The sequence below is a fragment of the Streptomyces sp. NPDC052496 genome (assembly GCF_040679095.1).
Classification (GTDB): Bacteria; Actinomycetota; Actinomycetes; order Streptomycetales; family Streptomycetaceae; genus Streptomyces.
In genome coordinates this window covers 82,816-105,944 of the sequence record NZ_JBFAUH010000023.1, presented here as the reverse complement: position 1 = coordinate 105,944, position 23,129 = coordinate 82,816, and the positions used below count along the sequence as shown (strand labels likewise).

The 23,129-nt window shown below is 69.3% G+C and carries 20 protein-coding genes and 1 pseudogene; 17 read left to right on the top strand and 4 right to left on the bottom strand.

What is annotated here, in order from left to right; genetic code table 11:
- The first annotated feature begins 80 nt into the window (after window positions 1-80).
- The 12 genes and pseudogenes from rplS (at window position 81) to AB0L45_RS28055 (ending at window position 13,499) form a co-directional block, all read left to right on the top strand.
- On the top strand, window positions 81-428 hold the full coding sequence (gene rplS / locus AB0L45_RS28110; protein WP_003980226.1) for a 50S ribosomal protein L19: 348 nt from the start codon (window positions 81-83) through the stop codon (window positions 426-428).
- Between the two features lie 45 nt (window positions 429-473).
- On the top strand, window positions 474-1,424 hold the full coding sequence (gene lepB, locus AB0L45_RS28105) for a signal peptidase I (RefSeq protein ID WP_365844700.1): 951 nt from the start codon (window positions 474-476) through the stop codon (window positions 1,422-1,424).
- Between the two features lie 460 nt (window positions 1,425-1,884).
- Window positions 1,885-2,820, top strand: a pseudogene (lepB, locus tag AB0L45_RS28100) (signal peptidase I); the annotation flags it as partial.
- Window positions 2,762-3,766 carry a signal peptidase I gene (gene lepB / locus AB0L45_RS28095; protein WP_365844832.1) on the top strand — a complete coding sequence of 335 codons (1,005 nt, stop codon included), beginning with the start codon at window positions 2,762-2,764 and terminating at the stop codon, window positions 3,764-3,766. The pseudogene lepB (AB0L45_RS28100) and the gene lepB (AB0L45_RS28095), both read left to right, overlap by 59 nt.
- Window positions 3,767-4,171: 405 nt before the next feature.
- On the top strand, window positions 4,172-4,900 hold the full coding sequence (lepB, locus tag AB0L45_RS28090) for a signal peptidase I (RefSeq protein ID WP_365844698.1): 729 nt from the start codon (window positions 4,172-4,174) through the stop codon (window positions 4,898-4,900).
- Between the two features lie 134 nt (window positions 4,901-5,034).
- Window positions 5,035-5,523, top strand: a complete 489-nt coding sequence (locus AB0L45_RS28085; protein WP_365844830.1) for an NUDIX domain-containing protein — start codon at window positions 5,035-5,037, stop codon at window positions 5,521-5,523.
- A 38-nt stretch (window positions 5,524-5,561) separates the two neighbouring features.
- Entirely contained in the window at window positions 5,562-5,870 is a 309-nt protein-coding gene (locus AB0L45_RS28080) for a DUF2469 domain-containing protein (RefSeq protein ID WP_003980220.1), read from the top strand.
- Window positions 5,871-6,452: 582 nt separating this feature from the next.
- Entirely contained in the window at window positions 6,453-6,812 is a 360-nt protein-coding gene (locus AB0L45_RS28075; RefSeq protein ID WP_365844828.1) for a YraN family protein, read from the top strand.
- A 1-nt stretch (window position 6,813) separates the two neighbouring features.
- Entirely contained in the window at window positions 6,814-8,430 is a 1,617-nt protein-coding gene (locus tag AB0L45_RS28070) for a YifB family Mg chelatase-like AAA ATPase (RefSeq protein WP_365844695.1), read from the top strand.
- A 1,004-nt stretch (window positions 8,431-9,434) separates the two neighbouring features.
- A complete protein-coding gene (gene dprA / locus AB0L45_RS28065) occupies window positions 9,435-10,598 on the top strand; it encodes a DNA-processing protein DprA (RefSeq protein WP_365844693.1) in 1,164 nt (387 codons plus the stop codon).
- A gap of 364 nt (window positions 10,599-10,962) precedes the next feature.
- A complete protein-coding gene (gene whiG / locus AB0L45_RS28060; RefSeq protein WP_365844691.1) occupies window positions 10,963-11,799 on the top strand; it encodes an RNA polymerase sigma factor WhiG in 837 nt (278 codons plus the stop codon).
- Window positions 11,800-12,959: 1,160 nt separating this feature from the next.
- Entirely contained in the window at window positions 12,960-13,499 is a 540-nt protein-coding gene (locus AB0L45_RS28055; RefSeq protein ID WP_365844826.1) for a helix-turn-helix domain-containing protein, read from the top strand.
- Here AB0L45_RS28055 and AB0L45_RS28050 read toward each other — a convergent pair.
- The gene (locus AB0L45_RS28050) at window positions 13,453-14,208 is read right to left on the bottom strand and encodes a M23 family metallopeptidase (protein WP_365844823.1); all 756 of its coding nucleotides are present in this window, start codon (window positions 14,206-14,208) and stop codon (window positions 13,453-13,455) included. The two genes, AB0L45_RS28055 and AB0L45_RS28050, sit on opposite strands and share 47 nt — an antisense overlap.
- A 930-nt stretch (window positions 14,209-15,138) precedes the next feature.
- Here AB0L45_RS28050 and rpsB point away from each other — a divergent pair.
- From rpsB to AB0L45_RS28025, 5 genes are all read left to right on the top strand, one after another.
- The gene (gene rpsB, locus AB0L45_RS28045; protein ID WP_365844689.1) at window positions 15,139-16,023 is read left to right on the top strand and encodes a 30S ribosomal protein S2; all 885 of its coding nucleotides are present in this window, start codon (window positions 15,139-15,141) and stop codon (window positions 16,021-16,023) included.
- A gap of 109 nt (window positions 16,024-16,132) precedes the next feature.
- Window positions 16,133-16,969, top strand: coding sequence for a translation elongation factor Ts (gene tsf / locus AB0L45_RS28040; protein ID WP_365844686.1), 837 nt, complete (start codon window positions 16,133-16,135; stop codon window positions 16,967-16,969).
- 176 nt (window positions 16,970-17,145) lie between these two features.
- Window positions 17,146-17,919: a UMP kinase gene (gene pyrH, locus AB0L45_RS28035; RefSeq protein WP_030017377.1), complete on the top strand. Its 774-nt coding sequence runs from the start codon at window positions 17,146-17,148 to the stop codon at window positions 17,917-17,919.
- Window positions 17,920-18,094: 175 nt separating this feature from the next.
- Window positions 18,095-18,652, top strand: coding sequence for a ribosome recycling factor (gene frr / locus AB0L45_RS28030; protein WP_003980211.1), 558 nt, complete (start codon window positions 18,095-18,097; stop codon window positions 18,650-18,652).
- On the top strand, window positions 18,652-19,782 hold the full coding sequence (locus AB0L45_RS28025) for a phosphatidate cytidylyltransferase (protein WP_365844683.1): 1,131 nt from the start codon (window positions 18,652-18,654) through the stop codon (window positions 19,780-19,782). Before frr ends, AB0L45_RS28025 begins: the two co-directional genes overlap by 1 nt.
- 213 nt (window positions 19,783-19,995) lie before the next feature.
- Here the strand turns inward: AB0L45_RS28025 and AB0L45_RS28020 are convergent, their stop codons facing one another.
- From AB0L45_RS28020 to AB0L45_RS28010, 3 genes are all read right to left on the bottom strand, one after another.
- A complete protein-coding gene (locus AB0L45_RS28020; protein WP_365844681.1) occupies window positions 19,996-21,258 on the bottom strand; it encodes a site-specific integrase in 1,263 nt (420 codons plus the stop codon).
- Window positions 21,259-21,343: 85 nt separating this feature from the next.
- Complete coding sequence (locus tag AB0L45_RS28015; protein ID WP_365844679.1) at window positions 21,344-21,574, bottom strand: helix-turn-helix domain-containing protein; 231 nt, start codon at window positions 21,572-21,574, stop codon at window positions 21,344-21,346.
- A gap of 136 nt (window positions 21,575-21,710) precedes the next feature.
- Window positions 21,711-22,958, bottom strand: a complete 1,248-nt coding sequence (locus tag AB0L45_RS28010) for a DUF3631 domain-containing protein (protein WP_365844677.1) — start codon at window positions 22,956-22,958, stop codon at window positions 21,711-21,713.
- Between the last annotated feature and the right edge of the window lie 171 nt (window positions 22,959-23,129).

Below are 23,129 nucleotides of genomic sequence, written 5' to 3'. Positions count from 1 at the left end.
CGCCCGACGGAACGGCAACCTCAACGCAATTCTCCAGTTCCGTTGATGACCTGTGGCATCAACGAAGAAAGCAGTGGGTCATGAACCTTCTCGACTCCGTCGACTCTGCGTCGCTGCGCAGCGACATCCCGGCCTTCCGCCCGGGTGACACCGTCAACGTCCACGTGCGCGTCATCGAGGGCAACCGCTCCCGTGTGCAGCAGTTCAAGGGCGTCGTCATCCGCCGCCAGGGCGCGGGCGTCCGCGAGACCTTCACGGTCCGCAAGGTCAGCTTCTCCGTCGGCGTCGAGCGCACCTTCCCCGTGCACACCCCGATCGTCGAGAAGATCGAGCTGGTGACCCGCGGTGACGTGCGTCGCGCCAAGCTGTACTACCTCCGTGAGCTGCGCGGCAAGGCCGCGAAGATCAAGGAGAAGCGCGACAGCTGAACAGACGTCCGGCGTCCTGGACCGGCCGGATAGGCTCAGGGTCCGATGGACACCGACGCACAGCTTTCGGAGCGCGACCGCTCTCCCGCCCCCGAGCAGGGGCCGGAGCAGGGGTCGCGCTCCGCGTGTTTTTCCGGGCGGCCCTCCTCCGGGACGGAGGGGAGCGAGCAGGCCGAACCCGCGGAGCGGACGAAGCGCGGGGCGCAGCCCCCGGAAGAGCCGAAGGAACTCACAGGCCTCCAGGACCAGTGCGTGCGGCCCCAGGAGGCGGCGCCACGGCGGCAGCCGTCCCGGCTCCGGCGGTTCGGGTCCTGGCTAGGGGGCGGCGCGTCCGCCCTGTGGCACCGCCCGGTCCTGCTGCTCGCGGCCTGTCTGGCCTTCGCCCTGCTGCTCAGCGCCTTCGTCGTCCAGCCCTTCCTGATTCCCAGCTCCTCCATGGAGAACACCCTGCGGGTCGGTGACCGGGTGCTGGTCAACAAGCTGGCGTACCGCTTCGGTGGCCCACCACGCCGGGGCGATGTGATCGTCTTCGACGGCACCGGTTCGTTTCTGCAGAGCGAACCGAGCGAGAACCCGGTGACCGGACTGATCAGGGGTGCGGGCGCGGCGCTGGGACTGGCCGAGCCCGCGGCCACCGACTACATCAAGCGCGTGATCGGCGTCGGCGGGGACCGGGTGACCTGCTGCGACAAACGGGGGCGGATCAAGGTGAACGGCGAGCCGGTGGACGAGAGCTACCTGTTTCCGGGGGACGCGCCGTCCTCCGACACGTTCGACATCGTGGTGCCGGAGGGGAAACTGTGGGTCATGGGAGATCATCGCGGCAGATCACGCGACTCACGGGACCACCTCGGTGAACCGGGCGGCGGCACCGTCCCGGTAGACAAGGTGATCGGCCGCGCCGACTGGATCGCCTGGCCGGTGGGCCACTGGACGGCCCTGCACCGCCCACGCGTCTTCGACCGCATACCAGGCGCGGCGGGCAGCCATGGGTAACCGGGGGCGGCCCAGGCACGGGCACCAGGGGGGCGCGGGCGCTGACCCGGGTGAGGCGGACGCGGAAGGGGCCTACGGGGGAGCTACGTACGGAGTCGGCCCGTATGAGGCTGATTCGTACGGAGGGTACGGAGGCGGTGCGTACGAAGCTGCGGGAAACAGGGGCGGAGCGTACGACGGGGCCGGGTACGGGAGTGGGCCGTACGGCAGTGCCGGCTACGGGGGCGGGCCGCACGAAAGCGCCGGATACGGGCGCGGGCCGTACGAAAGCACCGGATACGGGAGCCAGGCGCACGACGGCACCGGATACAGAGGCGGGTCGGGCGGGCCGTACGAGACCGCCGGACACGAGGGCGTACCGCACGAAAACGTAAGGCATGGGGACGAGCCGTACAGCGAAGCCCCCGAGGTCGACGGCAGCGCGCGCGCCAGTACGCGGACGACCAGGCCCGCGACCGGGGGACGCGCCGCACGACGACGCCAGGCACGTCGCATCAAACGTCGCAGGCGTCGCTCCTACCTCAAAGAGATACCGATCCTCATCGGCGTGGCCCTGGCCATCGCGCTGGTGCTCAAGACTTTTCTCGTCCAGGCATTCGTGATCCCGTCCGGCTCCATGGAGCAGACCATCCGGATCGGCGACCGCGTCCTGGTCGACAAGCTCACCCCCTGGTTCGGCTCGGAACCGGAGCGCGGTGACGTGGTCGTCTTCAAGGACCCCGGGGGCTGGCTCAAAGGTGAGCAGGTCGAGCCCGCAGACGATCCGGTCGTGGTCAAGCAGCTCAAGGAGTTCATGACCTTCATCGGGCTGCTCCCGTCGGCCGACGAACAGGACTTGATCAAGCGAGTGGTGGGGGTCGGTGGCGACACCGTCAAGTGCTGCGACAAGCAGGGGCGGGTCACGGTCAACGGAACGCCCCTGGATGAGCCATACATACATCCGGGCAATCCGCCCTCACAGTTCAAATTCGAGGTCAAGGTTCCGGTCGGCCGAATCTTCGTGATGGGCGACCATCGCTCCAATTCGGCGGATTCGCGGTATCACCTGGACGAGCCGTACCGTGGGACGATCTCGGTGGACAGCGTGGTCGGCCGGGCCGTGGTCATCGCCTGGCCGGTGGGCCACTGGCGTCGTCTGGAGGAGCCTGACACCTACGCGACCGTGCGCGACGCGCCGGGCGCGAGGGCGACGGCGGGACGGGCTCCGCATAGTGTGTCCTCCGACGGTTTGTCCGAACTCCCGACCCCTGCGGAACTCCCGCTCGTTATGGGAGTGGTGGGCCTGCACCGGTTATCGGGCAGGCAGTGGCGTGGCGTAAGGAGTGGATGTGGGGGACTTGGCGGTCGGCGCGCGGTCCGGAACCGAAGAGCCCGAGGAGCCGGCGGGAAACGGTGAGTCCGCACAGCCCGCCGCATCCGGAGTGCCGGGAGGGCCGGCGGACCCGGCGCGGGCGACGGGCCCGGGAGAGCCGGCCGGCCCCGGGCGGCCGACGGGCCCGGGCGTGTCGATGGACAAGAAAGAGCCGGCCGACGAGGAGGAGAGCGGCAGCGTGAAGAAGGGCAAGAAGCCGCGTGCCTTCTGGAAAGAGCTGCCGATCCTCATCGGGATCGCGCTGATCCTCGCGCTGATCATCAAGACCTTCCTGGTGCAGGCGTTCTCCATCCCGTCCGACTCGATGCAGGACACCCTGCAGCGCGGGGACCGAGTGCTGGTGGACAAGCTCACCCCGTGGTTCGGCTCCGAACCGGAACGTGGCGAGGTCGTCGTCTTCCACGACCCGGGCGGCTGGCTGAACGAGGTGCCCACTCCCGAGCCCAACGCGATCCAGCAGGTCCTCAGCTTCATCGGCCTGATGCCGTCGGCCGAGGAGAAGGACCTGATCAAGCGGGTCATCGCAGTCGGCGGTGACACCGTGGAGTGCCAGGGCACCGGACCGGTCAAGGTCAACGGCACCGCCCTGAAGGAGGACTCGTACCTCTTCCCCGGCAACACGCCGTGCGGCGACAAGCCGTTCGGACCGATCAAGGTGCCCAAGGACAGCATCTGGGTCATGGGTGACCACCGCCAGGACTCCCTCGACTCGCGCTACCACACGAACCTCAAGGGCAACGGCACGGTCGAGGTCAAGCAGGTCGTGGGGCGCGCCTTCACGATCGCCTGGCCGATCAACCGCTGGTCGTGGCTGTCGGTGCCGGACACCTTCGACCAGCCCGCACTGAACAAGGCCATGGCGGCGACGCCGGCGGCGCTCGGTCTGGCGGGCGCGGTGCCGATCGTGCTGTGGCGGCGCCGTCGGCGGGCCGTACGGGTGACGCGGTCGGTGGAGCGGGTTTCCGACTGAGTGGGGGATGGCGTCCGGCCTTTGCTGACCTCGGGGCCGGACGTGTGGCGTCGGTGTGTACGGGTTCCGGGGGTGACGCTGAGTTTCGGGCCGCGTACGGGCTGGCTGGGGCGCTCAGGGCCCGCGCCAGGCCGGGCGCGGCCTGGCGCGTACGAGGTGCGTGGCCCGGTGGGTACGGGGCGCGGCCTGCGGTGGTTACGGGGACGGGGCGCGGGGTCCATGGATGTGTCTGCACGGACCGGTGGCCCATAGGGCGTCGGTGCCAGTTGCCCACCCGATGAGCGTCACGGACGCACGTCGTGCCCCCGTCGGCCCGGCTCGTGGTGCTGACTGGGGAACGTACCCCCGGGTAGGGTGCCGTCCCAGATCTTCGACGCAGGTTGTTCACGGGGCGGGAGCGCTGGGATGAGCAGCAGTAAGGCACGTACGGGCGACGGCCGCGGCCGGACGACGGGCAGTGTGCTTTCCGGTCTGGTCGTGGCCGTCGGCTGTGTGCTGTTCCTGGGCGGCTTCGTATGGGGAGCGCTGACCTACCGCCCTTATACGGTGCCGACCGACTCGATGGCCCCGACGATCGGGGTGGGGGACCGGGTGCTGGCCGAGCGGGTGGACGGCTCCGAGGTGCGGCGCGGTGACGTCGTGGTCTTCCGGGACGCGGTGTGGGGCGATGTGCCGATGATCAAGCGGGTGGTCGGGGTGGGCGGCGACACGGTCGCCTGCTGCAGCAAGGACGGCCGGCTGACGATCAACGGCAAGCCCGTCGAAGAACCGTATCTCCACGCCACAGGACCGGCCTCGCCGACCGGCTTCAGCTCCAAGGTGCCGGTGGGTCAGCTCTTCCTCCTCGGCGATCACCGCAACGACTCCCTGGACTCCCGGACGCACCTCAAGGACGCCGACCACGGCTCCGTGTCGCGCACGGCCGTGGACGCGCGGGTGGACGCCAGGGCGTGGCCGATCGGCAGCATGGGTGTGGTGGACCGGCCGGAGAGCTTCGCGGCGATGCCCGGCGGAACGTCTCAGCCCGGGCCGGTGCGCATCATCGTCATCGCGGTCGTCGCCGGAGCGGTGCTGATCCTGGGCGGCGCGGCGTACGGGCCGCTGGCGCGACGCGGGAGGCGTAGGAGTGACTGACGCGGCGCGAGAGGCGTGGGAGTGACTGACGCGGCGCGGGAGGCGTGGGAGTGACTGACGCGACGCGGGAGGTCTAGATGGCTGAGACGACGGGTGCCGATGCGGCGCACGAGGTACGTGAGGCGGTCCAGGACCTGCCGGTGCAGGTGCGGCAGGTCGCGCGGGTCGTGCTGCTGGACCCGGACGACCGGGTCCTGCTGCTGCACGGCTACGAACCGGGTGAACCGACCCGTACCTGGTGGTTCACGCCGGGCGGCGGCGTGGAGGGCGCGGAGACCCGCGAGGAGGCCGCCCACAGGGAGCTGGCCGAGGAGACGGGCATCACCGACGTACGGCTGGGGCCGCTGCTGTGGAAACGGTGCTGCTCCTTCCCCTTCGACGGCCGACGCTGGGACCAGGACGAGTGGTACTACCTGGCGCGCACCGACCGGACTGCTACCGAGATGTCGGGGCAGACGGATCTTGAGCGGCGCAGCGTGTCCGGACTGAGGTGGTGGACTTCGGAAGATCTTTCCGCGTCGCATGAGACGGTGTATCCGACGGGATTCGCCGAGCTGCTGCGCAGGCTGCTCGACGAAGGGCCCCCTGACGCGCCGGTGCTGCTGGCTACCGAGAGCGCCTGACGCACAATAGGGGGACGCACGGCTGAAGGGGATCTGCCATGAGCGCCGAGGACCTCGAAAAGTACGAGACCGAGATGGAGCTGAAGCTCTACCGGGAGTACCGCGACGTCGTCGGGCTGTTCAAGTATGTGATCGAGACTGAGCGGCGTTTCTATCTCACGAACGATTACGAGATGCAGGTGCACTCCGTGCAGGGTGAGGTCTTCTTCGAGGTCTCGATGGCTGACGCCTGGGTCTGGGACATGTACCGGCCGGCTCGCTTCGTGAAGCAGGTACGGGTGTTGACGTTCAAGGACGTGAACATCGAGGAGCTGAACAAGAGCGATCTGGATCTTCCGGGGAGCTGAGGGGGCTCGGGCGGTGCTGGGGTAGGGCGTCGAGTGGGTGGCGGCGAAGCTCGTGGCTGGCGTGTTGCGGCCGGTGCTGGTCCTGGCGCTGGTGCCGGACCCGCCGGGCGTGGGGGCATCGTCGAGTGTCGCCGGCCTGAGTGACGAAGTTGTCCACAAGCGCTTCGTTATCCACCAAGATCCAACAGATGGTGGCTGAAGCGTCACAGTCGGTGCCGGAGGTGGTGCCGAGTGAACGCCACGAACGAGAAGAATCGCCGGCCGGAGCCGGGCGAGAAGGATCCGCAGGGGTATTCGGAAGAGAAAAGCGGGGGTGGCCGGGCGATCACCGGCTTCGGGGGCGGCCGGTCCGCCCCTCGCGGCGGGCCCCGAGACGGACTCCGAGGCGGACCCCGAAGTGGACCCCAAGGCGGACCCCGAAGCGGGCTACGAAGTGGCTCTCGACGTGTCAGGTCCCGCGGTACCAGTACCCCCTCCGGACGCACTGCCGTCCCCGGTAGTACAACCGACCCGATTGCCACACTTACCACGACCATCCCGTCAAACTCATCCACCACACTCACCGCTTCCGCGACGCCCGTCATCAGTGCGCGGCGAGCACTCGGGCGGTACGGGGAAGACCTGGCGGCCCGACACCTGATCTCCGTCGGTATGCGCATCCTGGACCGGAACTGGCGATGTCAGGACGGCGAGGTCGACATCGTCGCCGCCGACGGCGACGCCTTGGTGCTCTGCGAGGTCAAGGCACGCCGCGCCGGCTCGTACGAACATCCGATGGCGGCCGTACGACCCGAGAAAGCCGCCCGCCTTGTCCGCCTGGCGGAACGCTGGCTGGAGGAACACGGCGGCCCACCGCCCGGCGGGGTGCGCATCGATGTGATCGGAGTGCTGCTGCCCGCACGCGGCGCACCGCTCCTGGAGCACGTGCGGGGGGTGACCTGACATGGGATTCGCCCGTACGTGCTCGGTCGCACTGGTCGGTGTCGAGGGCGTGGTCGTCGAGGTCCAGGCGGACCTGGAGCCGGGGGTAGCGGCTTTCGCGCTGGTCGGCCTGCCGGACAAAAGCCTGATCGAATCGCGCGACAGGGTACGAGCGGCCGTCGTGAACTCCGGCGGTGAGTGGCCGCAGAAGAAACTCACCGTCGGCCTCAGCCCGGCCTCCGTTCCCAAGAGCGGCAGCGGTTTCGATCTCGCCGTGGCCTGCGCGGTGCTCGGCGCGGCGGAACGGATCGATCCGCGCGAGCTGTCCGACCTCGTCATGATCGGCGAGCTGGGACTGGACGGTCGCGTCCGGCCGGTACGCGGAGTCCTCCCGGCCGTCCTGGCCGCGGCCGACGCCGGGTACCGCCAGGTCGTGGTGCCGGAGCGGACCGTGGCCGAAGCATCGCTCGTCCCAGGGGTCTCCGTCCTCGGCGTACGAAGCCTCCGGCAGCTGATCGCGGTGCTCACCGACGAGCCGGTGCCGGAAGAGGAGGACGAGGGCTCGACCACCGAAGGGCGCCCGGATTCGCTGCTGGCGGGGCTGGCCGTGCCCGGCAGCGGCCTCGACGCAGGGCGCGTGGACGGTGACCGGCTGCCCGATCTGTCGGACGTCGCCGGGCAGCACAGCGCACGAAGAGCTCTGGAGGTGGCGGCAGCCGGACGCCACCACATTTTCTTTCTGGGCCCTCCCGGAGCGGGGAAAACCCTCCTGGCAGAACGCTTGCCCGGACTGCTGCCCAGACTGTCGCCGAAGGAGTCCCTGGAGGTGACGGCAGTGCATTCGGTGGCCGGCGCCCTTCCTCCTGGGCAGCCGTTGGTGGACCGTCCGCCGTACTGCGCTCCTCACCACAGCGCGACGATGGCCTCGCTCGTGGGTGGTGGCAGCGGCCTGCCCCGACCGGGTGCCGTGTCGTTGGCCCATCACGGCGTCCTGTTCATCGACGAGGCTGCCGAATGCAACGCCCGTGTGCTGGACGCGCTACGGCAACCATTGGAATCGGGATTCGTCGTGGTCGCACGGGCCGCCGGAATGATGCGTATGCCGGCGAAGTTTCTCCTCGCCATGGCCGCCAATCCCTGCCCGTGCGGGCGCCACGGCACGCTCGGAGGCGGCTGCGAATGCCGCCCGTCCACCATCCGGCGCTACCGCGCCCGGCTGTCGGGCCCGCTGATGGACCGCGTCGACCTGCGGGTGGGAGTGGAGCCCGTCGCGCGTTCCGAATTGCTGTCGCTCGTCCAGGGCGCCGAAACGACCGCCGAAGTAGCCGAACGAGTTCGAGCCGCCCGCGACCGCGCCGCCGCCCGCCTCGCGGGCACGCCATGGAGCACGAACAGCGAAGTGCCAGGCCACGAGTTGCGTACGCGCTGGCAAGTAGCTCCGGGAGCGTTGGCACAAGCAGAACGCGACCTGGAAACCGGCCTCCTGACAGCCCGCGGCATGGACCGCGTACTCCGAGTCGCCTGGACGTCAGCCGACCTCGCAGGCCACGACCGCCCGATGGCCGAGGACATCAACTGGGCCCTGGAACTACGTACGGGCATCAGGCGAGGTGTGCCTTTGGCTACGGGAGCGAGGTGAGGTGAGGGGAGCTGGGGCCGGGGGAGGGGTGTGGGTGTGGGGTGGGTGGGCCGGTAGAGCGTGATGCGGAGGAAGGCGTGCCGGGGCGGCAGGCCGTGGCCCTGGTCATCCCGGGCGAGGGCGTAGGGCGGGCGCGGTAGGTGGTGGCAAACGGGATCTGGCGGCCTATCGCGCTCGGTCAGCCCTCAGGGCCGGGGGCGCCTGGGGGCCTGGGGGGTGTCAGGGGGTGCCTCTGGGTGCGGCGCGATGGTGTCATGCCGCCTGGAGAGGAGGCTGCGGCAGGGCTGTGGTGTAGGGCGCAGAGGCATGGCACGGGGAGGTGGGGACGTAGTGGCGCGGTAGCGATGTGCCGTGGCCGCGGTGCGGTTGCGAGGTGGGGTGCGGCGAGGCGTGGCGTGGCGGTGAGGTGCGGTGAGGCGGTGGGGTGCGGCTGGGCTCTGCGGTGAGCCGGTGGGGCACGGCTGGGCTCTGCGGCGAGGCGGTACGGAACGGTGACGGCGGTGTGGCGGCACGTTGGCGCGGTCGAGGGCGTGGTGGCACGGCGTGGGATGCGGTGTCGTGGCATGACGGCGCGCTGCTGCGGCCGGGGCGGAGAGAGCCGGGTGGGCGTGAAGGGGGACGCGATGGCGTAGATGCGCGAGAGCAGAGGCGTGCATGGGAGGAGGCGGTGGTGGGTGGGCGCGGGGGGGGGGAGGGAGAGGAACGCGTACGAACTCAGTTTGGCGTGCTGCGAACCGGCAGCCAGGCACTTGAACCATGCCTCAACCCAGCCAACCCCAGCCGAACGATAACGCCCACCACCTCAGCAGTAGGACCAAACGACTGAACCCTACGGCGGCGCGGGAGCCAGCTGGAGGCATCGATCTGCGAGGCCGACGCCTGGCGCTCATTCAACCCTTTCAGCTACACCGCGCTGCCCGATTGCCGACGAATCACGAACGAGAAGGAGAAGGACATGCGGGGGACCAAGGACTGTTCTGTGGCAAGTGCCAGGGAGCCGGCGCATGAGTGACGTGGGAGAGGAGGAGAGGACAGCGCGTGCGGCATTGACGCGCATCGTAGAGCCCGGCGACGAGACGGTAGGGCGCTGGCTGCGGCAGACGGCGCCGGTGCACCTCGTACAGGCCCTGTTCGGTGGACGGGACATGTCGTCAGGAGTGTCGAAGGAGAAGTTTCAGGGCCTACGCATGCGAGCGGCTCGGACGGACATCGACGGAGCAGCTGCAGACCTTGCGGCCATCGGCGCGCTCGGCGGCCGGTTCATCTGCCCCGGAGACGACGAGTGGCCACAGCAATTGAACGATCTGGGGGACGGGAGGCCCATCGGCCTGTGGGTGCGCGGGAGGGCGAATCTGCGCATGTGGGCCTTGAAGTCCGTCTCGATCGTCGGTGCTCGCGCCTGCACCGAGTACGGCGCTCATCTGGCGGCCACCCTCGGCGCAGGACTGGCCGACCGCGGTTGGACGGTCGTGTCCGGAGCCGCGTACGGAGTGGATGGCGCGGCTCATCGGGGTGCCCTGGCCGCAGAGGGAGCATCCGTCGCCGTACTGGCCTCCGGCGTCGATTACGCCTACCCGCGAGGGCACACCGAGTTGATCCACCGGCTGGCGGAACAGGGACTGGTGATCGCGGAGTTGCCACCGGGTGATCATCCGACCCGTAGCCGTTTCATCCTGCGCAACCGAGTCATCGCGGCGCTCACCCGGGGAACCGTGGTCGTAGAGGCTGAGCTGCGCAGCGGATCGCTGGTCACCGCCCGGCGGGCGACGGAGCTGGGCCGGTTCACCATGGGGATGCCGGGGCCGGTCACCAGCGGGCTGTCGGCCGGTGTGCATCAACTTCTGCGCGGCGAAGCCGTAGTGGTCACCGACGCCGCCGAAGTCGTCGAGCTGGTCGGCAGTATCGGCGACCTTGCTCCCGCACAGCGCGGACCGGTTCTGGCGCGCGATCTTCTTGATCCGGTGGCTTCCCGGGTGCTCGAAGCGGTCCCCGCGCGCGGTGGCGCGGACTCGCGGCGGCTGGCGCGGGACTCGGGTACGGCAGAGGAAGTCGCGCAGGGCAAGCTCTTCGAGCTGCAGTCGCTGGGATTCGTTCAAAGGTGTGGTGCTGTCTGGGAGTTGGCGCGGCGTTCCGTAGGCGCTACGGGATCCCGGCGAGGCGGTGCTTGACCTGAGGCGAATGGGTGAAAAGGCGAGGGGAATGGCCTCAGAAGCCGGGTTTGTCTTGATCCAGTCGTAGAGCCCTGCCGCCATCGGGTGGCGGCGGGGCGTCTCGGCTGCTGCCGTGGCGGCCGGTGGTGAAGCCGCGTACGGGGGAGCGTGCGCCGGGCGCCCGTGATGACGCTTCCATCCCCCTGCGAGTGGAATTGGCTCCGCCCTCTGTAACCCGGGGGTGCGGGCAGCGGAACGTATCTGCGCACTGCCGGACGACCCTTCATCGCGCATCGCGACACTGCAGTCACGCTACGCTCACGAGTAATTGAACCTCACGCACGTGTTCCCAGTGTTTCGGCAGAACGGCTCAAGGCAACGAATGCCCCAGCACACCTCCGGATCCGATCGCGCGGCCGCGCCCCCCGCCGCGCGCGGTAGCGTGCGCCCCACCGCGCCCACCTCGCTGGAGGAGCTGTGGCGCGCCTACAAGGCTTCGGGCGACGGACGGCTGCGTGAGCAGCTGATCCTGCACTACTCGCCCCTGGTGAAGTACGTCGCCGGCCGGGTGAGCGTCGGCCTGCCGCCCAACGTCGAGCAGGCCGACTTCGTCTCCTCCGGGGTCTTCGGGCTCATCGACGCCATCGAGAAGTTCGACCCCGAGCGGTCGATCAAATTCGAGACGTACGCCATCACCCGCATCCGGGGCGCGATGATCGACGAACTGCGGGCACTGGACTGGATCCCGCGCTCGGTACGGCAGAAGGCCAGGGCGGTCGAGCGGGCCTACGCCACGCTGGAGGCCCAGCTGCGACGCAGCCCCTCCGAAGCGGAGGTGGCCTCGGAAATGGGTATCGCGCTGGAGGAACTGCACGGCGTCTTCAGCCAATTGTCCCTGGCCAACGTCGTCGCCCTGGAGGAGCTGCTGCACGTCGGTGGCGAGGGCGGCGATCGGCTGAGCCTGATGGACACCCTGGAGGACACGGCTGCCGACAACCCGGTCGAGGTGGCTGAGGACCGCGAACTGCGCCGGCTGCTCGCCCGGGCCATCAACACGCTCCCCGAGCGCGAGAAGACCGTTGTCACGCTGTACTACTACGAGGGCCTCACGCTCGCCGAGATCGGCAACGTTCTCGGGGTCACCGAGAGCCGGGTCAGCCAGATCCACACCAAGTCCGTACTCCAGCTCCGCGCCAAATTGGCTGACGTGGGGCGGTGAGCCGGGGCTGGGCATGGAGGGGCGGCGGGGCCTCGGGCCGGGGGCGCCGTTCATGTGTATGAGCGCGCTCTCGTTGCCAGTGGTTGTCCGGGGCCGGCTCCCGGCTGTACACGGTGGTGCCTGTGCGGGGGCTCGCGGCTGAGGTTGTGCAGGGTTGGCGTGCACGTCTGAGTGCGCTGGGCTGCGGGCTGCGGCCGGTGCTTGTCCTTTTGTCCGTTGTTCGTCTTTTCTGCTTCTGCGGCTCTCGGGGCTGCCGGAAATCCGGGGGCCCCGAGTTCTGGTTCGGACTCCCGGGCTCGCGCTCGCTCTTCCGGCTTCCCCTCTCCCCCCTCCCCCCCCCGCCCACCCACCACCTCCACCGCCGCTCCTCCTCCGCCACCACCCCGCCCTCGCCACTCCCTCCGCCGCCTCCTCAGCCCCGCCTCTTGGTCGCCCCGTCCGCCTCCTCCGCCCCGCGTCTTGGCCGCCTCCTCCGCCTCCGCCGCCTCCTTCGCTCCGCCTCTCGGCTGCCTTCGCCGCCACCTCCGCCAAGCCCGCCGCGGCGTCAGCCACCGCCCCGATCCCAGGCGCACGCGGCTCCCCGACGGCGTTCGGAGCGGTGGCTGCACAGGAACCCGTGCTGGTCCTGCCCACCCCCTCGTAGTCCCGGGGCGCCGGCCCGGTCGCCGCCCGCCTTCCGTCACCAGTCCAGGCCCGACTCGGTGAGGTATGCGCAGCGAGCGCCGTCACGGCACCGGCTCGCAGGGGCCACCAACACTGACGAACACTGTGGCCTTCGTACGCCCAGCCGCTGGTCCTCCCCCAGCGTCAGCGCTCGCCCGCGCGGCAGCACCCGTGCCGAGCGCCCGCCCCAGCCTTGCCGCCGCCCAGACCGTCCTCGCCCCCGTACCTGCTTCGCTCAAGTGCCTGCTGCGGCCTTGTGCCTATCCTGCGCAGTCGATCTGCGGTAGCCGCCCGAGCCGCCCTCAGAGCTGGTCTGACCTCGGCTCTTCCTGTCATCGGCTTGCCGTGACCAGCTCCTTTCCTCCGTGCTGGTGGTTGTCGTTCTCTCGGGTGTCGGCATGGACACATCGTGATGCGGAGTGCCGTGCCCGGCGCGCCATCCGTACAGTGGTGACGTGCCCAGGATTCGAGCGGCCTCTGTGGCCGAGCACCGGACGATGCAGCGTGGCGCCCTTCTGGACGCCGCCCGCACCCTGCTGTCCGAAGGCGGGACCGAGGCGTTGACCTTCCCCGCCCTCGCTGAGCGAACGGGTCTCGCACGCTCCTCCGTCTACGAGTACTTCCGTTCCCGTGCGGCTGTCGTCGAAGAGCTCTGCGCTGTCGACTTTCCCGTGTGGGCGGCTGAGGTCGAGGCGGCGATGGAGCGGGTCGAGACGCCCGAGGCCAAGATCGAGGCGTACGTCCGCCAACAGCTCGCGCTGGTCGGCGACCGTCGGCACCGGGCCGTCGTCGCGATTTCCGCAGGTGAGCTGGACGCCGGCGCGCGCGAGAAGATCCGTGCCGCGCACGGCGGGCTGATCGCGATGATCGTGGAGGCCCTGGCGGGCCTCGGTCACGAGCAGCCGCGACTCGCCGCCATGCTGCTCCAGGGAATCGTCGACGCCGCTGTCCGCCGTATCGAGCTCGGGGCCGCGGAAGACCCGACGCAGATCACGGAGGCTGCGGTCGCCATGGTCCTGGGTGGCGTAAGGGGCTGAGCGGACGAACCGGCTCTCCTGCCATCGGGCGGAGAAGGCGGTGAATGGGCGGGGTGGACGTGTGGGACGTGTGCCGCGGCTGGTCGGCGGCCGCAGGTGGGGGAGAAGGCGGAGTCCGCTTTCGCGCCTGACCTGGGCCAGCGATTGCCGCGGTCCCCGTGGTTCCCGTACGCCGTGATCGACGCGAGCGCGGTGGGGCGCGGTGTTCTGGTTCAGCCTTCGGCTCAGGCACACCGGTGACCGGGAGCAGGCGTGAAGGGCCGGGGTGCAGCATCGAGGCGGGGAGCAGGGACAGCGGGTCCAGGTACGTCTTCCCGCGGAGCAGGCCCCAGTGCAGGCATGGGCGGGAGCAGTGGAAAGGGCCTGGGCCGAGTGTGGCTACCGGCTGGCCCGCGGTGACGTGATCACCCTTACGCACCATCGGGCGGACCGGTTCGTACGTCGTGCGTAGCGGCGGTTGACCGGACCCCGCGACCTCGATCGACACGACTCCCCGGCCCGCCACCTTCCCGGCGAACAGCACCCGCCCGGGGGCAGCGGCCCGTACCGTCGCGCCCTCGTCCGCGAGGAGGTCCACCCCCCGATGGCCGGGCGCCCAGGGGGCGGGTGGAGGCTCCCACCCGCGCGCGACAGCGGGCCGTGCGCCGGTCGGTCCGGTGATCGGCCAGGCCCGGTCGCCGGTGGTCGCCGACGCGGGGCCGCCCGGCAGGGAAGTGAGCGGCTGCCCGGGAGTCGGACGGCGCTCCGGCGACTTCGTGAGCCTCGCGGATTCGGCTCGTGGAGCGTCTTCGGCGGACGCCGCACCGGCCGCAGCGACGCCGGCCAGCAGTACGGCTGACGCGGTGCTCATCGCGCAGAGGGCCAGGAGACGAACGGCTGGGGGAGTGGTGCGCCAGACGCGCGCCATCGGCCGGGCACGGGCAGCGGGTGCGGCACGGCTTGTCCACCAGGCTCCGCCGTTATGGCGTCCGTGGTCGGTGCGGCATCCATGGCCGCCGCCGTGACGAGCACGGTCGGCGCGCCCGGGACGAGGCCCAGAGGGAGGCCCGGGGTGTAGGTGGCGTAGGTGGAGTAGGGGGCGTGTGGTGCACACGTGGCTCACGGCGCGTACGCACGCGGTGGGGAGCGCTGGGGGAATCCCCCTGAACGGCCGCCGGGCTCGGCAGCTGTTCGCCGTGCTCACCGCGCGTCCGGCGCGCTTCCGATGCCAGGTGACTACCGCGCGTACGGTCTCGAAGACAGTTCGTTGTCGCATGGCGTGACGATGACCTGTTCGGCCGCGGCTCGGGGATCTTGAGCCGGATCGGTGGATTACCGAGCGGTTGTGTACAACCTCGTCACCCCTCACTCCCTCACCCCCCCCACCTCAGCCTCACCTCACCCCCCGGCCCCCTGTCCGAAAGGAGCGTGTCGCCCGTCCCTTCGGCGGTCCCGTACACTTCTTGTGGCGATCCGGGTCACCGGGTCGACTTCGCACGCCCCGCCACCAGCGCAACAGTTCCCATTCGGGCAGCACGGTGGCCGCGCCCCTCGGTCCTCGGAAGGCCCCGCAAGGTCCTTCCCCGGCAGAGCGCGCCGGGGCGTCAGGCACCGCGGCCGCCCGGCCGCAGTGGAACCGAGTAACACGAGGAGTACGGCCATGGCCGTCGTCACGATGCGGGAGCTGCTGGAGAGCGGCGTCCACTTCGGGCACCAGACCCGCCGCTGGAACCCGAAGATGAAGCGCTTCATCTTCACGGAGCGCAACGGCATCTACATCATCGACCTGCTCCAGTCGCTGTCGTACATCGACCGCGCCTACGAGTTCGTCAAGGAGACCGTCGCCCACGGCGGCTCGGTCATGTTCGTCGGCACCAAGAAGCAGGCCCAGGAGGCCATTGCCGAGCAGGCGACCCGCGTGGGCATGCCCTACGTGAACCAGCGCTGGCTCGGCGGCATGCTGACCAACTTCTCGACCGTCTACAAGCGCCTGCAGCGCCTGAAGGAGCTCGAGCAGATCGACTTCGAGGATGTGGCCGCCTCCGGCCTCACCAAGAAGGAGCTCCTGGTCCTCTCCCGCGAGAAGGCCAAGCTGGAGAAGACCCTCGGCGGTATCCGCGAGATGCAGAAGGTGCCCAGCGCCGTCTGGATCGTGGACACCAAGAAGGAGCACATCGCCGTCGGCGAGGCGCGCAAGCTCAACATCCCGGTCGTGGCGATCCTCGACACGAACTGCGACCCGGACGAGGTCGACTACAAGATCCCGGGCAACGACGACGCGATCCGCTCCGTCACCCTGCTCACCCGCGTGATCGCCGACGCCGTCGCCGAGGGCCTCATCGCCCGCTCCGGCGTCGCCACCGGCGACCAGAAGCCGGGCGAGAAGGCCGGCGAGCCGCTCGCCGAGTGGGAGCGCGACCTGCTCGAGGGCGACAAGAAGGCCGACTCCGAGGACGCCGCCAAGGCCGAGGACAAGCCCGCCGAGGCGCCTGCCGCCGAGGCCCCCGCCGCCGAGGCCGAGAAGCCGGCCGACGAGCAGGCCTGACGCCGCACAACCGGTTGATGACGGCGGGGGAGGGCGCCATGCGCGCCGCCCCCGCCGTCCACCCGTAGATCTTTCGACTGTCGAGATTTCGAGAAGAGATTCACAGACCATGGCGAACTACACCGCCGCGGACGTCAAGAAGCTCCGTGAGCTCACCGGCGCCGGCATGATGGACTGCAAGAAGGCCCTGGACGAGGCCGAGGGCAGCGTCGACAAGGCCGTGGAGATCCTCCGCGTCAAGGGCCAGAAGGGCGTCGCCAAGCGCGAGGGCCGTTCGGCCGAGAACGGCGCCGTCGTCTCCCTCATCTCCGAGGACAAGACCTCCGGCGTCCTGCTGGAGCTGAAGTGCGAGACGGACTTCGTCGCCAAGGGTGACAAGTTCATGGCCGTCGCCAACGCGCTGGCCGCGCACGTCGCCAAGACCTCCCCGGCCGACCTCGAGGCGCTGCTCGCCTCCGAGATCGAGGCCGGCAAGACCGTCCAGGCGTACGTCGACGAGGCCAACGCCACGCTCGGCGAGAAGATCGTCCTGGACCGCTTCGCGCAGTTCTCCGGTGGCTACGTGGCCGCCTACATGCACCGCACCATGCCCGACCTCCCGCCGCAGGTCGGCGTCCTGGTCGAGCTGGACAAGGAGAACGCCGAGACCGCCAAGGACGTCGCGCAGCACATCGCCGCGTTCGCGCCGAAGTACCTCACCCGTGAGGACGTCCCGGCCGACATCGTCGAGAACGAGCGTCGCGTCGCCGAGGCCACCTCGCGTGAGGAGGGCAAGCCCGAGGCCGCCCTCCCGAAGATCGTCGAGGGCCGCGTGAACGGCTTCTTCAAGGAGAACACGCTGCTGGCGCAGCCCTTCGCGAAGGACAACAAGAAGTCCGTCGAGAAGGTCCTGGAAGAGGCCGGTGTCTCGCTGAAGCGCTTCGCGCGCATCCGCGTCGGCGCCTGAGCCCAGCCGTGGGCCTTGTCGCCAAGGCCAGCGAATGACCTGCGGCCCCGCTAGGGTCGTACGCAGTCGGCCGCGTACCGGCCGACCGCAGATGTGACGAGGAGGCCATTGCCGTACAGGGATCTGAACCAGACCCCCGGCAATGGCCTTCTTCGTATGTGCACGAGGAGAGCGTGATGAATCAGGGTGCCGACGGCGCGGACACAGCCCACAAAGCCGACAGTGACGGGAAGGGACGCTTCCTGCTGAAGCTGTCGGGCGAAGCGTTCGCCGGCGGCGGCGGACTGGGCGTCGACCCCGATGTCGTGCACGCCATCGCCCGCGAGATCGCAGCCGTGGTCCGCGACGGCTACGAGATCGCCATCGTGATCGGCGGCGGCAACTTCTTCCGTGGTGCCGAACTGCAGCAGCGCGGCATGGACCGCGCCCGCTCGGACTACATGGGCATGCTCGGTACGGTCATGAACTGCCTGGCCCTCCAGGACTTCCTGGAGAAGGAGGGCATCGACTGCCGGGTCCAGACCGCCATCACCATGGGCCAGGTCGCGGAGCCGTACATTCCGCTGCGCGCCGTCCGCCACATGGAGAAGGGCCGCGTGGTCATCTTCGGGGCGGGCATGGGCATGCCGTACTTCTCCACCGACACCACCGCGGCCCAGCGCGCCCTGGAGGTCGGTGCCGAGGCCATGCTGATGGGCAAGAACGGGGTGGACGGGGTCTACGACGCCGACCCCAAGAAGTTCCCGGACGCGGTGAAGTTCGACGCCCTGGAGTACGGCGAGGTCATCACCCGTGACCTCAAGGTCGCCGACGCCACCGCCATCACGCTCTGCCGTGACAACAAGCTTCCGATCCTCGTCTTCGAGCTGCTCGCCGAGGGCAACATCGCGCGCGCGGTGAAGGGTGAGAAGATCGGCACGCTCGTCAGCGATCAGGGCACCCGGGCCTGACGGCCCCAACTGCCGTATTGCCGTACGGGCAGGGCTCCGTACGGGCGGCAACCCCGGGCCGTGGGAAGACCTCGGCACGGGGATGGACAATGGCCTGCCGGTCGGACACCGTGCAGGAGAAGACGCGCGGCAGGGGCGAGGCTCTGCTTCTTACCGAAAAGACCAGGAGCAAGTGGTGATCGAAGAGATCCTCCTCGAGGCCGAGGAGAAGATGGAGAAGGCCGTCGTGGTCGCCAAGGAGGACTTCGCCGCGATTCGCACCGGGCGTGCGCACCCGGCGATGTTCAACAAGATCGTGGCGGACTACTACGGCGCCATGACGCCGATCAACCAGCTGGCGTCGTTCTCGGTGCCCGAACCGCGGATGGCCGTGGTGACCCCGTTCGACAAGAGCGCGCTGCGCAACATCGAGCAGGCCATCCGGGACTCCGACCTGGGCGTCAACCCGAGCAACGACGGCCACATCATTCGCGTGAACTTCCCGGAGCTCACCGAGGAGCGCCGCCGGGAGTTCATCAAGGTCGCCAAGAACAAGGCCGAGGACTCGAAGATCTCGATCCGCAGCATCCGGCGCAAGGCCAAGGAAGCCCTCGACAAGCTCGTCAAGGACAAGGAGTCCGGCGAGGACGAGGTGCGCCGGGCGGAGAAGGAGCTCGACGACACCACCGCGAAGTACGTCGCGCAGGTGGACGAGCTCCTCAAGCACAAGGAATCCGAGCTCCTCGAGGTCTGATGAACGAGTCATCCTGGGGGGCCCCGCCTGGCGTCGGCCAAGCCGGTCAATGGGGACCACCCGACCAGGGGCCCGCCGGTTCGGCGGGTTCCGCGCACGACTGGGGCGCGGCGGCGCAGACTCGCCCCATGCCCATCGTGCCCGACGCAGGCGGACACCAGGACGACGACCGGAAACCTCTGGACGACGACCGGGACCATCGGGGGGCCGCTCGGCCGAGCGGCCCCCTGTTCCGCGACGAACAGCCGCAGGAGCCCATGCCCACCTCCATGCCGGGGCCCGACAGCGCACCGCAACCCCCCAAGCCGCAGAAGAAGAGCGCGGGACGTAACCTCCGGGCCGCCATAGGGGTCGGCGTCGGCCTCGGCGCGGTCATCCTCTTCTCGCTCTTCGTCTACAAGCCGCTGTTCGTGGGCGTGATAGTCATCGCGGTGGTCGTGGGCCTGTGGGAGCTGACCTCGCGGCTGGCGGAGCGCAAGGACATCAAGGTCCCCCTGGTGCCGCTCGCGCTCGGTGGTACGGCGATGGTGGTCGCCGGCTACGTGCGCGGCGCGGAGGGCGCCTGGGTGGCGATGGCGCTGACCGCGCTGGCCGCCCTCGTATGGCGCATGACGGAGGCTCCCGAGAACTACCTCAGGGATGTCACGGCAGGCGTCTTCGCGGCGTTCTACGTGCCGTTCCTGGCGACGTTCGTGGCGATGATGCTCGCCGCCGACGACGGGCCGCAGCGGGTTCTGACGTTCCTGCTGCTGACCGTCGTCAGTGACACGGGCGCGTACGCGGTGGGCTGGCGCTTCGGCAAGAACAAGCTCGCGCCACGCATCAGTCCCGGCAAGACCCGCGAGGGGCTGCTGGGCGCGGTGCTGTTCGCCATGGTCGCGGGCGCGCTGTGCATGGAGCTGATCATCACGGACGGGGCCTGGTGGCAGGGCCTCCTCCTGGGCATCGCCGTCGCGGCCAGCGCGACGCTCGGCGACCTCGGCGAGTCCATGATCAAGCGGGACCTCGGCATCAAGGACATGGGCACCCTGCTGCCCGGCCACGGCGGGATCATGGACCGCCTGGACTCCCTCCTGCCGACCGCCCCGGTCGTCTGGCTGCTGTACGTGATCTTCGTCGGATCCGGCTGACCAGCGATTTCTCGTACGTACGAGGGGCCCGCCACACACCGAGTGGCGGGCCCCTCGTACGTCGCCGAACGCCCTCTCCTCGCGTCGGCGATCGGTACTTCGTACGTCTGCGACACTGGAAGAACCATGCCTAAGCCCGGAGAACTGGCAGCGATCCGGCAGTAACCGGCCCCCTACCTGCGCGTTTGGCGTCGGCAAGGGGCCGGTATCGAGTTACTGGGCCGTCTCTGGGCCGTCAGGCTCGTGTTGACCGGCCTGGAATGCCCGGTCAACAGCCTTCCTCGTACGCTCCTGACTCGATGGCATGAGATGCGCGTACACACGCAACGTCAGAGCCGGGTCAGTGTGCCCGAGGTACTGGCTGACGGCCTTGATGCTCTCCCCAGCCTCCAGCAGCAGCGAGGCGTAGAAGTGCCGCAGCGCGTGCATACCGTGCGCGCGTGCCGATTCGTACTTGCCGTTTTCTCCGGCGTCCGGGATGAGCCCGGCCACCGCGAGCGCGGGCTTCCACTCCTGGATGTTGAAGTTGCTCCGCCAGACGACTCCACCCGCGGTGTTCGTGAACAGGAGACGGGCCGACACCTTAGGGCCGTCCGGCTTCCGCCATGGGAGTGTGATCTCCACCGGCTTGAAGGTGTCCATGTGGACGCGTATCGCCTCAGCCACCGAGGACGGCAGCGGCACGTCCCGCTCCTTGCCGCACTTCGGTGGGGAGAACACTGCCTTTCCTCGGATGAGCTTCACCTGCCGTACCACTCGCAGGATGCCGCCCTCGAAGTCGAGAGCATCCTCAGCCAGCCCGACGATTTCGCCTTGCCGCAGCCCGCAACCAGCCCCGGTGTCCACCATGGTCCGATACCGCTTGGGAAGCGCCGCGCGGACGGCCTGAACCTGTGTGGGCAGCCATGGCGCGACACGCCGCTGCTCGGCCGCCGGTGGGCGGACGGACTTCGCAGAGCACGGGTTCCGCGGCAACAGCCTGTCATCCACGGCCGCGCTCAGCACAGCTCGAACATCGCCGTAGATGTTCCGCGCGTATGCACCACTTACGGCGGGGTTTGCCTCCAGAGCGCTGACCAGTCCACGAATGTGCTCAGGACGAAACGAGTCGAGCGGGCGTGAGCCAAGGACCGGGAAGGCGTGCAGGCGCAACCGCTGTTCGGCGACGATCTGACTGGACACGTCGGCGGTGTGAGTCCGGAGCCACTTCTCGGCGTAGCTCTTGAAGGTGATTCGAGCTGCGCGAGGGTCGATGTAGTGGCCGCGCGACATGTCGGAAGCGGTGTCGATGAGCCACTTCACCGCCAGGCGCCTTTGCCGGTCGGGGAAGCTCTTGGACTTCTCGGTGCCGTCAGGGCCGATGTACCGGGCGCGGTAGCGGAGGCCGATGCCGTAGCGGTCGGTCTTGACCCGGATGGGCTTGCCATCAGGGCCTTTCTCGGTCTTGAACCAGCGGTCTTGGATATGGCCTGCCATACGAGGGTGGTCCCTTCCAGAGACACGGCGGGGCACGGCCTAATGGCCGTGCCCCGCGCTCGATCGATATTCGGTTGTCGTTACGTCAGGCGGCGTCGGCGTCAGCGCGCATCTGTTGCTCAGCCCAGCGACGCACGGCGATCGGGTCGTAGCGGATGTACTTGCCGACGCGGAAGCCGGGCGGCCCGCAACGCTTCTTGCGCCACTCGTAGACGGTTTCTTTGGGCACGTGGAACAGTTCGGCCACGTCGTCAGGGGTGAGGTAGCGGTCCGGGAGCCCACCCCGGAGCGCGTCTGTGGGAGGTGCGTCAGCCATGGGGCCGTTCTCCTTCGCGGCGAGTGGGGCCCTGCCCCTCTTCTCACAGGTCCGCTACGTCCGCTACATCCGCTACACCCCAGGTCAGGGCCATGATTTTTGTAGCGGATTGGTGGCGTGTAGCGGATAGGTCCCGCTAGGCGGTGCGGGAGAGGGCCGGCGGGGGTGTGGCGCTCGTATCCGCTACATGCTCCGTATCCGCTACATCGATCATGCTGTTGACCTGCGGTGTAGCGGATGTAGCGGACGTAGCGGACTTGGGGGAGGACGGGGGGCAGTACCGCATCCAGGCGTCGGCGAGATCTTCCGCGTAGTAGCCCCGGGGGATGCCGGAGGTGGTGCGGATGGGCCGGGTCCGGATCGGCTCGTTGGCGCCGGTCACGTACTCCTTGAGCATCTTGGCCAGGCTGCGGGGGGTCAGGTGCCGGCCGTCCATGTCCCCCCACGGCGAATCTTCCAGATCGTGGAGTTTGCGGAGGATTTCGGCGGTGGGCATCCGGTCGGCGCCGCAGAACACCCTGTCCCGCAGGTCGGTCAGGAGCTGGACGCCTAGGGATGCCGGTTCGCCGTCCTTGGCCGCGGCGACCAGTTCCACGCACGCCGCGCGGGCCCGCTCCGGCCAGGTACCGCCGGCGGCTTCGGCCACGGCCAGCAGCGGCTCCCACACGTCCGCCGGCCGGTCGGAGATACCGTCTGGCAACTGCGGCCAGGCGTCGGTCACCTGCGCGCGCACCTGGTCGGCCCACGCGGCGAGCCGGTCGCGCAGGGCGCGCCCTTCCTTGCCGTTGGTCCGCTGGCGGTAGGGCTCGATGTGCTCGTTGGGGGCCCGCTTGCGCATCCGGATGATGACGGAACGGGTCAGGATCGTGTCCGGCAGAGACCCGAGCCCGGCCATGGCGACGGCGCAGAACGACGGAAAGGGCACAGCGCTCTGGTTGGCGCCCTCCCCGACGCACCGCAGGGAACTCGCGCCGCGCCGGTAGCCGGAGTTCAGGAAGCCGCGAAGGTCTTCGTTGCCCCCGGCCTTCGGGCTGAAGATGGTATCGATCTCGTCGAAGAGGATGGTGGGTCGGCCCTCTTCGCCTGTCACCACGCGGAAGAGGGCGTTGGCGGAGGCGTTGACCGTCGCCAGCGGGCGCGGCACCAGGGCTTCCACGATCTCCAGGGCCCGGCTTTTGCCGCTGCCGGGCTCGGGGGAGAGGAACGCCAGGCGGGCGGTGTTGTCGCCGCAGTCCACGAGGTGGGCGTGCGCGTCCCACAGGGTCACGGCCACGTAGGCGGCTTCTCTGGGGAAGATGTTGAAGCGGCGGTGGAAGCGCTCGACTTCCCCCAGGAGTGCCGCACCGTCGATCGGGCGCGGTGCGTGCTGTGCGGGATCGTTCATGAGGCAGTCCTGTTCTCGACGTCCGGCCGTGCAGCAGGGCGAAGAGCTGCATGGACGGCCTGACGGCCGCCGCCCTTCGGGCCGCAGGCAGCCGCCGGAGCCGCGAAGCGGCCAGCGGCGTACGGGCGGTCGGGGTACGGAGAGGGGCTCTTAAGGGGCTGGGGGCGGGCG

Coding starts and splice junctions, on each gene's coding strand:
- rplS (WP_003980226.1), top strand. CDS start 81: ATGAACCTTCTCGACTCCGTCGACTCTGCGTCGCTGCGCAGCGACATC.
- lepB (WP_365844700.1), top strand. CDS start 474: ATGGACACCGACGCACAGCTTTCGGAGCGCGACCGCTCTCCCGCCCCC.
- lepB (WP_365844698.1), top strand. CDS start 4,172: ATGAGCAGCAGTAAGGCACGTACGGGCGACGGCCGCGGCCGGACGACG.
- AB0L45_RS28080 (WP_003980220.1), top strand. CDS start 5,562: ATGAGCGCCGAGGACCTCGAAAAGTACGAGACCGAGATGGAGCTGAAG.
- AB0L45_RS28070 (WP_365844695.1), top strand. CDS start 6,814: ATGGGATTCGCCCGTACGTGCTCGGTCGCACTGGTCGGTGTCGAGGGC.
- dprA (WP_365844693.1), top strand. CDS start 9,435: ATGAGTGACGTGGGAGAGGAGGAGAGGACAGCGCGTGCGGCATTGACG.
- whiG (WP_365844691.1), top strand. CDS start 10,963: ATGCCCCAGCACACCTCCGGATCCGATCGCGCGGCCGCGCCCCCCGCC.
- AB0L45_RS28055 (WP_365844826.1), top strand. CDS start 12,960: ATGCAGCGTGGCGCCCTTCTGGACGCCGCCCGCACCCTGCTGTCCGAA.
- rpsB (WP_365844689.1), top strand. CDS start 15,139: ATGGCCGTCGTCACGATGCGGGAGCTGCTGGAGAGCGGCGTCCACTTC.
- tsf (WP_365844686.1), top strand. CDS start 16,133: ATGGCGAACTACACCGCCGCGGACGTCAAGAAGCTCCGTGAGCTCACC.
- pyrH (WP_030017377.1), top strand. CDS start 17,146: ATGAATCAGGGTGCCGACGGCGCGGACACAGCCCACAAAGCCGACAGT.
- AB0L45_RS28025 (WP_365844683.1), top strand. CDS start 18,652: ATGAACGAGTCATCCTGGGGGGCCCCGCCTGGCGTCGGCCAAGCCGGT.
- AB0L45_RS28020 (WP_365844681.1), bottom strand. CDS start 21,258: ATGGCAGGCCATATCCAAGACCGCTGGTTCAAGACCGAGAAAGGCCCT.
- AB0L45_RS28015 (WP_365844679.1), bottom strand. CDS start 21,574: ATGGCTGACGCACCTCCCACAGACGCGCTCCGGGGTGGGCTCCCGGAC.
- AB0L45_RS28010 (WP_365844677.1), bottom strand. CDS start 22,958: ATGAACGATCCCGCACAGCACGCACCGCGCCCGATCGACGGTGCGGCA.